This window comes from Pelagerythrobacter marensis (assembly GCF_001028625.1).
In the GTDB taxonomy this organism is placed as follows: Bacteria; Pseudomonadota; Alphaproteobacteria; order Sphingomonadales; family Sphingomonadaceae; genus Pelagerythrobacter; species Pelagerythrobacter marensis.
This window is the reverse complement of sequence record NZ_CP011805.1, coordinates 1,299,061-1,311,136: the sequence shown is the minus strand read 5'-3', so window position 1 is coordinate 1,311,136 and position 12,076 is coordinate 1,299,061. Positions and strand designations below refer to the sequence as shown.

At 64.2% G+C, this 12,076-nt stretch carries 11 protein-coding genes and 1 tRNA gene; 4 read left to right on the top strand and 8 right to left on the bottom strand.

The window, feature by feature from the left end; all coding sequences use genetic code 11:
• Positions 1–9: 9 nt before the first annotated feature.
• Both lptM and argH read right to left on the bottom strand, forming a co-directional pair.
• On the bottom strand, positions 10–252 hold the full coding sequence (gene lptM, locus AM2010_RS06300; RefSeq protein ID WP_047806341.1) for an LPS translocon maturation chaperone LptM: 243 nt from the start codon (positions 250–252) through the stop codon (positions 10–12).
• Positions 252–1,625, bottom strand: a complete 1,374-nt coding sequence (gene argH / locus AM2010_RS06295; protein ID WP_047806340.1) for an argininosuccinate lyase — start codon at positions 1,623–1,625, stop codon at positions 252–254. Before argH ends, lptM begins: the two co-directional genes overlap by 1 nt.
• Positions 1,626–1,749: 124 nt before the next feature.
• Here argH and AM2010_RS06290 point away from each other — a divergent pair, with 124 nt between their 5' ends.
• A complete protein-coding gene (locus AM2010_RS06290; RefSeq protein WP_338047418.1) occupies positions 1,750–2,220 on the top strand; it encodes a TlpA family protein disulfide reductase in 471 nt (156 codons plus the stop codon).
• A gap of 20 nt (positions 2,221–2,240) precedes the next feature.
• Here the strand turns inward: AM2010_RS06290 and AM2010_RS06285 are convergent, their stop codons facing one another.
• Both AM2010_RS06285 and AM2010_RS06280 read right to left on the bottom strand, forming a co-directional pair.
• Positions 2,241–2,855 (bottom strand): FMN-binding negative transcriptional regulator, encoded by a 615-nt coding sequence (locus AM2010_RS06285; protein ID WP_047806338.1) that lies wholly within the window; start codon positions 2,853–2,855, stop codon positions 2,241–2,243.
• Positions 2,852–5,038 (bottom strand): S9 family peptidase, encoded by a 2,187-nt coding sequence (locus AM2010_RS06280; protein ID WP_053043975.1) that lies wholly within the window; start codon positions 5,036–5,038, stop codon positions 2,852–2,854. Before AM2010_RS06280 ends, AM2010_RS06285 begins: the two co-directional genes overlap by 4 nt.
• Before the next feature lie 293 nt (positions 5,039–5,331).
• Here AM2010_RS06280 and AM2010_RS06275 point away from each other — a divergent pair, with 293 nt between their 5' ends.
• Positions 5,332–7,509, top strand: coding sequence for a TonB-dependent receptor (locus AM2010_RS06275; protein WP_053043973.1), 2,178 nt, complete (start codon positions 5,332–5,334; stop codon positions 7,507–7,509).
• Between the two features lie 2 nt (positions 7,510–7,511).
• Here AM2010_RS06275 and AM2010_RS06270 read toward each other — a convergent pair whose 3' ends face one another.
• Both AM2010_RS06270 and AM2010_RS06265 read right to left on the bottom strand, forming a co-directional pair.
• Positions 7,512–8,522, bottom strand: a complete 1,011-nt coding sequence (locus AM2010_RS06270; protein WP_047806336.1) for a histone deacetylase family protein — start codon at positions 8,520–8,522, stop codon at positions 7,512–7,514.
• On the bottom strand, positions 8,519–9,493 hold the full coding sequence (locus AM2010_RS06265) for an alpha/beta hydrolase (RefSeq protein WP_236699423.1): 975 nt from the start codon (positions 9,491–9,493) through the stop codon (positions 8,519–8,521). The genes AM2010_RS06270 and AM2010_RS06265 overlap by 4 nt, the downstream gene beginning before the upstream one ends.
• 173 nt (positions 9,494–9,666) lie before the next feature.
• On the opposite strand from AM2010_RS06265, the gene AM2010_RS06260 reads away from it, so the two are divergent.
• Positions 9,667–10,437, top strand: a complete 771-nt coding sequence (locus tag AM2010_RS06260) for an AraC family transcriptional regulator (RefSeq protein WP_047806334.1) — start codon at positions 9,667–9,669, stop codon at positions 10,435–10,437.
• A gap of 4 nt (positions 10,438–10,441) precedes the next feature.
• Here AM2010_RS06260 and AM2010_RS06255 read toward each other — a convergent pair whose 3' ends face one another.
• Together AM2010_RS06255 and AM2010_RS06250 are read right to left on the bottom strand one after the other, a co-directional pair.
• A complete protein-coding gene (locus AM2010_RS06255) occupies positions 10,442–10,894 on the bottom strand; it encodes a DUF2141 domain-containing protein (protein WP_082132815.1) in 453 nt (150 codons plus the stop codon).
• Positions 10,895–10,907: 13 nt separating this feature from the next.
• A tRNA-Val gene (locus AM2010_RS06250) sits at positions 10,908–10,983 on the bottom strand.
• Between the two features lie 85 nt (positions 10,984–11,068).
• Here AM2010_RS06250 and AM2010_RS06245 point away from each other — a divergent pair.
• On the top strand, positions 11,069–12,049 hold the full coding sequence (locus tag AM2010_RS06245) for an asparaginase (protein WP_047806333.1): 981 nt from the start codon (positions 11,069–11,071) through the stop codon (positions 12,047–12,049).
• Positions 12,050–12,076: the final 27 nt, after the last annotated feature.

Sequence of the window (12,076 nt, the reverse complement as noted above, 5' to 3'; positions counted from 1 at the left end):
CGTGGCGCATTACTCCGGCGGCAGATCGAAGGGATCGTCTTCCCGTTCTTCCGACCGCTTGCGCAATTCCACGCTGCGTTCGGGTGCGGCCTGGGGGTCGAGAGCCAGCAGATCTTCCGGTTCCGGCCGAACTTCCGCACCATAGGGGGCCGGCGGCAGCGAACTGTTCGCCAGCGGCTCCAGGTCGGCACGCTGGCCGCATCCCGCGAGCAGGACGGACAACGCCAGCAGAGGAAGGATTCGGTGCATCATCACTCCATACCCAGCGCCTTGCGCGCCTCGGCCACCCGGTCACTTACCTGATCGGGTGCGGTGCCGCCATAGGATGCGCGCGCCGCGACCGATGCGTCCACCGACAGGGCGGCGAAGACCCCTTCGCCAATGCGCTGGTCGATTGCCTGCAGTTCTTCCAGCGCCAGCTTGTCCAGCGCAACGCCGCGTTCTTCCGCCAGCTTGACCGCGGCCCCGGTGATGTGATGCGCCTCGCGAAACGGAATGTCGGCTTCCCGCACCAGCCAGTCGGCGAGATCGGTTGCGGTGGCAAAGCCCATTTCGGCAGCGGCGCGCATTCGTGCGGTGTCGAATGTGCTGTCCGCGACCATTCCCGTCGTGGCGGCGATCGACAGAGCCAGCAGTCCGGCCGCTTCGAACACCGGCGGCTTGTCGTCCTGCATATCCTTCGAATAGGCGAGCGGAAGGCCCTTCATGGTTACCATCAGCGCGGTCAGGCAACCGACGATGCGCCCGGCATGGCCGCGAACCAGCTCCGCCGCATCGGGATTTTTCTTCTGCGGCATGATCGAGCTGCCGGTGCTGAGCGTGTCGGGCATGCGGATGAAGCCGAAAGGCTGGCTGGCCCAGAGGATCATTTCTTCGGCCAGACGCGACAGGTGCAGCGCGCATTGCGCGGCGGCTTGCAGATAATCGAGCGCGAAATCACGGTCGGACACGGCATCGAGGCTGTTCGCGGTCGGCCGGTCGAAGCCCAGGGCGTCGCAAGTCGCCTGGCGGTCGATGGGAAAGCCGGTGCCTGCCAGCGCGGCCGAACCCAGCGGGCATTCGTTCAGCCGCGCGCGGGCATCGGCAAACCGGCTTCGGTCGCGCCGGATCATTTCGTAATAGGCCATCAGGTGATGGCCCAGCGTCACCGGCTGCGCGGTCTGCAAGTGGGTGAAGCCGGGCATGACGCTGCCGGCATGTTCGCCAGCCCGCGTCACCAGCGCGCGCTGCAGGGCCACCAGCCCCGCATCCACCTGGTCGATCGTCTCGCGCACCCAGAGGCGGAAATCGGTCGCGACCTGATCGTTGCGGCTGCGGGCTGTGTGCAACCGCCCCGCGGCCGGGCCGATCAATTCGGCAAGCCGGCTTTCGGTGGTCATGTGAATGTCTTCGAGGTCCCAGTCTTCCGGCACCCCTTGCGCCTCGTACTCGGCAGCGACGGTGTCGAGCCCGCGCGAGATCGTGCCGGCGTCATCTTCGGTGACGATACCTTGCGCGGCCAGCATTGCGACGTGGGCCTTGCTGGCGGCGATATCCTGCCGCCACAGCGCCTTGTCGAAGGGGATGGAGGCGTTGATTTCGCGCATGATCGCGCTAGGGCCTTCGGCGAAGCGTCCACCCCACATCGCATTGGATCCGCCCGTGTCGTTCTGCTCGTCGTTCCGGTCTTCGCTCACGTGTGTCGCCCTGGCTCTGGTTCTGGCCGGTTGCGATAGGCAAGCGCCGGAGGGGGCGCAAGACGGCGACGAATTGGCGGAGGACAAGGCAGGCTTGGGCGCGACGTTCGATCGCAGCAGTGCCGGCGACCTGATGCCGGCGATTGCGGTGACCGATCCGCAGGGAAACACCCTCAACCTGGCGGCGGCGCAGGGCCGGCCAATCCTGCTGAACCTCTGGGCGACCTGGTGCGCGCCCTGCGTCAAGGAAATGCCCCAGCTCGACGACCTCGCCGCCGAATATGGCGACAGCCTGCGCGTGGTGACGGTCAGCCAAGACATGGGCGGTGCCGACAAGGTCGCGCCTTTCTTCGCCAGCATGGCCTTCGACCACCTCGAACCGTGGATGGAACCGGATCTGGAACTGGGCTTCGCGCTTGAAAGCCAGAGTCTGCCGACCACCGTGCTTTACGACGCGAGCGGCCGCGAAGTCTGGCGCGTGGTGGGCGAGCACGACTGGTCCGGCCCCGATGTTCGCGAGGCGATTGCAGAAGTCATCGAATAGACGACCGGGCCGCGGCGGGCTTACTGCTGCAGGCGGTCGGCGTTGAAACGTTCCATCCAGCGGGCGAGTTCGCGATCTGGCAACCCCGCGATGATCGATTGCAACGTCGCAAGATCTTCGCCCTGGCCCAGCTTGAACCGTCCGCGCACTCGCGTGACCACTGCCCGAAAACCCACGATACGCGCGATCATTCCCGCATAGCGATCGCCGAGGGCATCGACAGACCAGGCGTCTTCGCCAGAACCTTCCATCGCTTGCAGCAGGAGATCCACCGCCTGCCCGGTGCGTTCGGGCGTGAGCGTGATTTCGGCATCGACCCTTACTCGCGCATAGTTCCATGTTGGTGCCCAGTTGTCGCGAAGCGCCAGCCGGGTGGGAATATGACCTTGTGGCCCGGTAAACAGGATCGTCGCACGCGGATCGGTCAAGAGCGCATCTTCGATCGGATTTCCGCGCGCGAAATGGCCGACGAGCGCAGTAAGCTGGCCCTCTTCGCCGAACTCTCCGATCAGCGGCAACGTTGTCGCTTCCGAGCCGCCCCCCGCCACGACCCAGGCCAGCGGATTTTCTTCGATCAGCGCCCGTACGTCGGCCGCGTCATAGTGTTCGTGGGGATCGCGCGCCGATGTGGTCATCCTGCCTCTCCATCTGCAACGCAGCGCTCCGCGAAGGCCCAGAAAAGCGTCATTTCCGAAAACTCGCTGCGCATATCGGCGCTGCCCTGATGGCCGGCATGCATATCGGTCAGCAACATTGCTGGATTGCCGGACGTGGACAAGTGCCGAACCTGCGCGACGAGTTTTGCCGGTTCCCAATAGGCAACGCGATCGTCCTTCAGGCCAGCCGTGCACAGCAGGGGCGGATAGGCGGCTCGGCGAACGTTCTCGTAAGGCGAGATCGAGGCGATGTAGTCGTATGCCGCAGGATCGGCCAGCGGGTCGCCCCAATCGGGCCGGAAGAGGGGCACGAGCGGGTGATCGGCGTCGCTCATGGTGTTGAGCATGTCCACGAAAGGAACTTTTGCGATTACACCGCCCCACAGGCCCGGGGCCATGTTCATGCTGGCACCCACCAGCAAGCCACCGGCGGAAAGGCCATAGGCGACGATCCGGCCCGGTGCACTATAGCCCTCGCGTGCGAGATGCGTCGCACAGGCGATAAAGTCAGTGAAGCTGTTGCGTTTGTGAAACCGTCGTCCGCCAAGGAACCAGCGCTGCCCCAGTTCGCCGCCGCCACGAACATGCGCGATGGCGTAGCGCCAGCCCTTGTCGACCAGCACGCTTGCGGGGATGGAAAACTCCGGGTCGCTCGAAACGCCGTAGGCTCCGTAGCCGTAGAGCAGCAGGGGCGCGCTGCCGTCCCTGGGCGTGCCCTTGCGTGAAAGGACGGTGATCGGCACGCGTTCGCCATCCGGTGCCGGTGCGAAAAGCCGCTCTACCTCGTAGTCTTCCGGATCGAAGTTGGCAGCCGTTTCTCGCCGCACCTCCTGACGTGTTCCGCGGTCGAGATCGACCAGCATCCAGCGCCGGGGGGAACGGGGCGACTGGTGAACGATCATCACCTGTCCGGCGTTGTAATCCTGGCCCGCCGGCAGCGTGACCGCATAGGCCGGATCGTCAAACGCGAGCGGGAGCTCGGTTCCGTCCGGCTTCACCAGCAAGATCCGGTGCAGGCCGTCGACACGTTCGAGCCGGACGAGAGCCTTTCGGAACGGCAGGACCGAGACGATCGGCCGTCCGGCACGATGGGGTACCAGCGTCTCCAGGGGTTCGAACGTTTCCGGATCGAGACGTTCGATCTTGCGGTCGAAGGCCCCGTCACGGTCGGTCACGGCAACAAGGCTGCCATCCCACTCGTCGATTTCGTAAACCACGCCCGCGCTTCGCGGCAGCACGACGCGCGGGGGTGCGGTTTCGGCGCCTGCTGCGATCAGCCTGACCTCGGCCACTTCCGGGCCGGACAGGGTCAGCGCAACGAAACCGTCGGCCGCTGTTCGCCGCAGGCTCATGAAAATCGCCGGATCGCTTTCTTCATAAACGAGTTCGGTCGCGCTCCCATCCACCGCGGTTCGGTACAGGCGGGTCGGACGATTGTGCCGGTCGCGCCAGATCCAGAACAACCAGCGGGAGGAGGGGGAGAACGTCAGCGCGCCATAGCCATAGGCATCGCGCTCCACCAATGTCCGTGTCGTGCCGCTTTTCGTGTCGAGCACCACGATGCGATGGCGATCGTTGCCGATAACGTCCTCGGCCCAGGCGAAATACCGGTGGTCGGGGCTCGGCTGATGGTCGGTGCTGCGATAATAGGATTGCCCGCTGGCGCGCTCGGTTTCGTCCAGCACCGTTTCGGCAGGGCCGCCATCGCGGCGCCGGATGTGCACCGGATGGAGCGCGCCCGGCGGGATAGCGGCGGAATATTCCCAACCGCCGCGGCGCAACGGAGGGGGATTCACGCCCCCGGCGGCGCGCGCCATCATTGCCGCAAGCAATGCGTCCCGCTCATCCTCGACGGGTGCGAGCATGGCCTTCGCATAAGCGTTTTCCGATGCCAGCATCCGGCCCACCGGTTCGGGGAGCGTTTCCGGCGAGCGGGCACCGGTCTGCGGGACATATTTCATCCAGGCGTAAGGATCGTCGCGTTCGCGCCCCAGTTGCTCGATCAGGTTGGGAATGCGGGGAGGGCGCGGCGGCGACAATTGCGGCCAGGCCGATGGCTGCGACATCCCCTGCCTCGCGACGGCAGGCGCGTTCAGCGCGAGAGTGCCGAGCGCAGAGCCGGCCAGGAACGCGCGGCGGCTCGATCGCAGAGAGTGGTTCATCGAATTCGTCCTTTGCCCGGTCCGGTTGCTGGGCGAGCATATGCTAGCCGAGCCGTCCTACCGAGCGGAACGGGTCACCGAGGGCATCGAACGGGCCAAACCGATAAGGTTAGCCTCCGCTTGTGACGATGGAATGACCCGAGTGGCCCGATCCCGCGCAAAACTGGCCCGACCTCTGCCGCCACGCTTTTGGGAGGTGATAGCCTCCGGTCCTGACGCCAAAAAGCATTCAGGGAGCATCTATCATGGCCTTCTCACCGGTCGGAGCCGCCACCGCATGTGGTGTTTCGCTAATGGCTCTCACAGCCGCAACGACAGTTCACGCGCAATCCGGTCAGGAAGATGCGGCAGAGTCGGCGGCAAACGCGTCGCGGCCCGAAATCATCGTGACGGCGACGAAGCGCAACGAATCCCTGCGCGAAATTGCAGGATCGGTTTCGGCGGTGACGGCGGAGGAGTTTCAGGAGCTCAACGCGCAGGACCTGTCCGACTACATCACCCGCGTGCCGGGGGTCGTGTTCAATAATTACCAGCCGGGCGTGTCCGAAGTCGTGATCCGCGGGGTCGCGTCCACCACCTATCACGAGGCGAACCAGGCGACGACGGGCTACTACCTCAACGAAGTCCCTCTGATCGAACCCGGATTTCCGCTGGTAATTCCCGACGTCGATACGTTCGACCTGGAACGGGTCGAGGTTCTGCGCGGTCCCCAAGGCACGCTGTTCGGATCGTCTTCGCTGGGCGGGGCGATCAACTACGTCGCGCGGCAGGCCGACACGACCCGGCTCGAGGCCGGATTTGAAGGCATCCTGTCGAGCACGCGGCGCGCTGGCGAGGCGAGTTATGGCATCAAGGGCATGGTCAACGTTCCGATCGTGCGCGATCGGCTCGCGGTCCGGCTCGTCGCCCTGGAGCGGTATGATGCCGGCTATCTCGACAACGTCGGCACCGGTGTGGATGGCAGCAACGATCTGCGGGTGCGCGGTCTGCGAGGTTCGCTGGCCTGGACGCCGACCGACACGACCACCGTTTCCATTCTCAGCATGTATCAGGAATACGACCTCGACGATCAGACCTATGTCGTGTTCAACGACGATCCCGAAACCTTCGAGCGCAACACCAACGTGCCCGAATATCAGAAGACCGATTTCCAGTTGCACAGCCTGCGTCTGGAGCAGGATCTGGGGTTCGCCACGCTCAGCGCGCTTGGCAGCTACGTTCGCAAGGAAAGCGACCTTGCGTTCGACGATTCCATCTTCGTCGGCATCGACCCGCGAACCGGCACCCCGCAGCTTTCCGGTTCTACCGGCAAGTCCGAAACGAAGTACGGGGAATTGCGCCTGACTTCCATCGACGGCGGTGCGTTCGAATGGCTGGTCGGCGCCAACTATACCAAGCTGGACGCCGAAGGGACCGGTTTCGCCTATATCGAGGGGATCGGCGATTATATCGACGCAAATCCCGGTGAATTCGGTGGGCAGCCTTCCAGCGAAATCGCGCCGGACGATTTCATCCAGCGCACGGTCGACAGCAACGAGGTGCAGGAAATCGCCTTGTTCGGCGAAGCGTCGTACACTTTTGCCGATGTCCTGAAGCTGACGGCCGGCGGGCGCGTTTTCGAATATCGGTCCAGTCCGCGGCTGCAATATCTGCCCAACGCCGACCTGATCCCGCCATTCGATTATCAGCCGGGTGAGAAGAAGGAATCGGGCTTCATTCCGAAGGTGTCGCTCACCTACACGCCGAACGATACGCTGATGGTTTATGCGCTCTATTCGGAAGGCTTCAGGATCGGCGGGACCAATGTCTATGCCGCCGCTTCCGGCGCCCCGCTCAATTTCGACAGCGACAGCACGGCGAACTACGAAATCGGCCTGCGGATCACCGGCGCTCAGGAACGGGTGACGATCGACCTCACCGCCTATCACATGGACTGGAAGAACATTCAGGTGCGCCTGTTCACGCCGGTCGATTTCGACGCCTATACCACCAATGGCGGCGGCGCGGACATCGACGGGATCGAGGCCGCGATCAATGTGCGTCCGGTGGACTTCATCAACCTCAGCACCAGCGTCAGCTACAACGACGCCCGGCTTTCGCAGATGCTACCCGACAGTTTCGCGCCCGGAGGGGGCTATGCTGCGGGGACGCGTCTGCCCGGCGCGGCGGAGCTGACCGTTGCCAACCAGATCGAGTTCGATTTTTCCGATGCGCCGATGCGGCCCCGGATTGCATTCGCCCATCGCTACCTGTCGGAAGCGCCCGTCGCGTTCGGCAATACGCTGGAGAAGGGTGACTATCATATCATCGATCTCAACGCTTCCGCCGAGGTGGCGCAGGGGCTGGAGCTTGGCGTGTTCGTCAAGAACCTGACTGACACATATGGTGTTCTGAACGCGCCGTTCGGCTTCGCCGGATCGGTCACACGCCCGCGGACCATCGGGGCCAGCCTGCGGTTCAACTTCGACTGATTTCAGGCTGTAAATCCGGACAGGAAGGCAGATACATTGTGGCCCAGATCGTCCACCGCGTATCCGCCTTCCATCACGATCAGGACCGGAATGCCCGGCGCGGCAATGCGGCGTGCCATGGCCCGAAAATCGTCTCGGTCGAGATCGAACGCGCAGATCGGATCGCTCGCGTGCGTGTCGGCACCGAACGAAAGAACGAGAAGGTCGGGTGTGCGCGCGGCAATTGCAGCCATCGCGCTGTCGAGAACGGCCAGGTAGTTTTCTCCGCCCGTTCCGCGAGGTAGCGGCAGGTTCAGCGTGGCTCCCCTGCCGGCACCAATGCCATCCTCGTCGGCATGTCCCCAGTAAAACGGATAGTCGGTCGATGGATCGGCATGGATGGAACAGAAGAACGTGTCCGCATCCTCTGCAAAAATATCCTGCGTGCCATTACCGTGATGGTAATCGACGTCGAGAATCGCGACCCGGGAAAAGCCCTGCGATCTCGCCGCCTCTGCCGCGATTGCGGCGTTGTTGAGGTAGCAGTAGCCGCCCATGTAATCACGCCCTGCATGGTGGCCCGGCGGGCGGCATAGCGCGAAAGCATGGCGTTCCCCCGCGGCCAGCGCATCCAGCGCCGACAGCGCGGTTTGCGCAGACCAGTAGGCCGCGTCCCACGTCCCGGCTGCGATGGGCGTTCCCGCGTCGTAGCTATAGGCACCGAGCCGGGCGTCGATCCGATCCAGCCGCAACGGACGACGGGCCACGACCGGGAAGGTATATCCGATCGCATCGCCCTCCCGCCCGGCGGCCAGCCAGTCGGCGTGGGCGACCTTCAGGAAGTCGACATAGGCCCGGTCGTGGACCGCCAGAATGGGATCGATGCCGTGGTCGCGGGCCGGGCAGAAGTCCGCCAGTTGGTTCAGAATGGCCGCTGCGCGCGAAGGTTGCTCCGAATAGGGCATCCAGGCGCCATTATGCATTTCACGCGCCGGGGCATGGTCGTTCTGGCGAGTGTCGAAGAAGACCTTCACGGGCGTCCATCGTCCCTGGCCAGGGTTTGGGCGATCCAGGCTGCCTGATCGTCCAGCGCGCGCGACGCCAGCGGGGCGATCGACATCGCTTCCAGAAAGCTGTGCGTTGCGCCGACATAGACTTTGGCTTCCGTCTCGACCCCGGCCGCAGCGAGCTTTCGCGCCATTTCCAGATTGCAATCGGCCAGAATGTCGCATTCAGCGATTGCCAGAAATGCCGGGGGCAGATCGTGCAAATCGCCGTGGAGGGGGGCGACGAGCGGGTTCGCGAGGTCTTCTGGACGGGTTACGTAATTATCCCAGAACGCATCCATCTCCGCCCTTTCCAGAGAAAACAGATCGCCATCGAAGCGATCATAGCTGTCGGTCGGTTCGGCGGCAAAGGCGCCGTAGTTGAGCACCATGCCGGCCAATCGGCTGCGCCCCCGGTCGCGGCGCACGATGCAGGCGGCCACCGCCAGGTTGGCACCCGCGGAATCGCCGCCGACCAATATGCGGCCTGGGTCGATCCCGAGCGACTCCGCTTCAGCCTCCATCCAGTCGATCGTGGCGACGATTTCCTCCAGCGCGATGGGAAACTTGCTTTCCGGTGACAGACTGTAATCCACGCCGATGACCACGATCCCGGCGCGTGCAGCGTATTCGCGCATGAGCCGATCGTGCGTATCGATGCTGAACAAAGTCCAGCCCCCACCGTGGATGTAGAGCATGGCCGGCCCGGTCGCTTGCGAACTGGGCCGGTGAGCCCTGACCCGCAGGCCGTTTACTTCCATCTCCCGGGTTTCAGCCATTTCCGGGCCGCCGCTGCGCCATTTTTCCCGAACCCGCTCGGCCACTGCGCGGCGCGCGGCATGGTCCTGACCGGTCTGCCCGGCGAATTCGGCATAAGCCGCATTCACGGCATCGACGAAACGGCGAATATCAGGATCGATCGGGTCGTCGCCAATGCGCGACATTGGGGTGCTGCTCACGGTTTTCATCCTCATCCACCGGTTATTGAACCGGTGATACCTTCTGCCCGCGCCAAAAAGGCGATGATTTCGGGCCAGTTTTCCGCAGAGACAGGCCATTGGGCCGGAATTGTTGCACATGCGGCACGTTGGCCTGTACGAGAAGATCGGGCGCAATCTGGGGGGAATGGGCCATGAAGAAAAGCGAAGACGTCCTTTCGCTGGATCGGCCGGTCATTGCCTTGCGCGACGAGTACCCCGCGGGCTTCGTCGACGCCATGCACAGCCATGATTTCGTTCAGCTACTCTACGCATCCTCCGGCGTAATGGCGGTTCGCACCCGCGACGTCAGCTTCGTGGTGCCGCCGCAGCGTGCCGTCTGGTTGCCGGCGGGTGTGGAGCACGAGGTGGCCTGCCGCGGCCCGGTCTCGCTTCGCACGCTCTATCTCAAACTGTCGCCCGAGCATGTGAATACTGGTTGCAGGGTCTTCGAAGTCTCGGACCTGCTGCGCGCCCTGATCCTGGAAGTGGTGGAGTTCCCGGCCCTGTACGAACTGGAAGGGCGCGAGGGGGCGATTATCTCGCTGCTTCTGGGGGAAGTCGCGCGGATGCCCAACGCCCCCTATCAGGTGGTCATGCCCACCGATCGCCGTTTGCTGCGGGTCTGCAATGCGATCCTCGCCAACCCATCTGATCCGCGGGGGCTGGACGATTGGGCCAAGATCGCAGGAATGGGCCGACGCACGCTTACCCGCAGTTTCAAGCAGGAAACCGGCATGGGGCTGGCGGTCTGGCGTCAGCAGGTGCGGCTGATGGAGGCGCTGTCGCTGCTGGCGGCCGGGGCTTCAATCACTCAGGTGGCGTTCGAAGTCGGTTACGAAAGCACAAGCGGGTTCGCTTCGATGTTTCGCCGCACTTTCGGCACTGCACCCAGCCAGTATCTCGACGCCGCCGGTTCGTCCTGATCCGCTAGAGCAGGTAGCGTACGCGCACCTGCTGGCGATTGGGGCCAGGGGTCAGTTCGAACCGGGCCTCTTCGAACTTCGGCGGGCCGAACCGTACCGGGGGATTACCGGAAAAGCCGTAACCCTCGCGCGGGATCTTCGCGAAGGTATCGAGCTTGCCGTTGCCGTTTTCGTCGTGAATGATCGACAGGGCATATGTTCCGCCGGGAACGCCCCGGAAACGCAACGCGCCGGCATCGCGTGTCCGCACGCTCAGGCGAAGGGCATCGGTGTCGGCGGCGCAATCGGGAAAATGATCGTGGTCGCGCGTCAGACAGGCATGGATCATGCCCTTGCCGTTCCGCAAGTGGTTGATTTCTATGGTCAGTTCGTTCGCCGCAGGCTCTGCCGCGTGAACCGACAGGGCGGCTGCGAGAGCGCCGGCGAAACCCAGGCTGGCGAAAAGTCGCATGATCATTCCCCCCGGTCCCTGGTGGGCGGTGACGGGTTCGAACCGCCGACCCTCTCGGTGTAAACGAGATGCTCTACCAACTGAGCTAACCGCCCCACGGGAGCGCCAGCACATAGCGTGCGCTGCCGGATAATCAATTGCCGTTGGCCTGATGATCTCGCGGCGCTAGGGCGCAGAGGTATGAGCCAGCCGCACATTCGCATCCTCGCCACCGGAGGCACGATCGCAGGGATCGCCGGATCCGCGATCAGGCACGACTATCGCGCGGGCGAAATCGGGATCGACGAATATCTGGAGAAAGTCGGCGGTCTGGGCCTCGGCGGGGAACTGTCCGGCACGCAGATCGCGAATATCGATTCGGCCAATATCGGTCCGGCTGTCTGGAACACGCTGCATGACGCCGCGCAGGCGGCATTGGCGGAAACGGATTGCTGCGGCGTTATCGTGACGCACGGAACCGATACGCTGGAAGAAACCGCCTTCCTGCTCGACCAGACGTTGCCCGCGCACAAGCCGGTGGTCGTGGTCGGGGCCATGCGTCCGGCGGATGCCGTCGGGTATGACGGGTTGCGCAATTTCGCCAATGCGGTGCGGGTTGCGAACGATCCTGATGCGGCGGGGCGCGGCGTGCTGGTGGTGATGGGCGACCGCGTGTTCGCCGCGCGCGACGTTTACAAGGTGCGCACCCGCGGGACGGAGGCTTTTCGCGGCTTCCCCCGCGAATCGGTCGGGCTGGTGACGCCGGCCTCGCTCGAATGGTTCGGTGCCCCCTGGCGCAGGGGAAACGAGGCCGCGTTCGGTTGGCCGTCGGCGTTCCCGGAGGTGCCGATTGCCTATATCCACGCAGGGTTCGATGCGGGCGATCTGCGGCGACAGGTCGCCGAGACTACGCGCGGCATTGTGATCGCGGGGGTGGGGGAGGGGAATATGCCCGACCTGGTTCGCGAGGAACTGGCCGTTCTGGCCGCGCGCGGCATCTGCGTGGTCCGGGCCAGCCGGGCCGACGAGGGTTTCGTCGACCGCGAACCTGACGACGATGTGCACGGATTTGTCGCAGGGCGGGCGCTCAATCCACAAAAGGCGCGCATTCTGCTGCAATTGCTGCTGGCGAGCGGCGCAAGCGATCCCGCCGTCATTCAGCGCGCTTTCGACGGGGGATAGTCGCCGTCCCCCCGCCCCGACATGCCG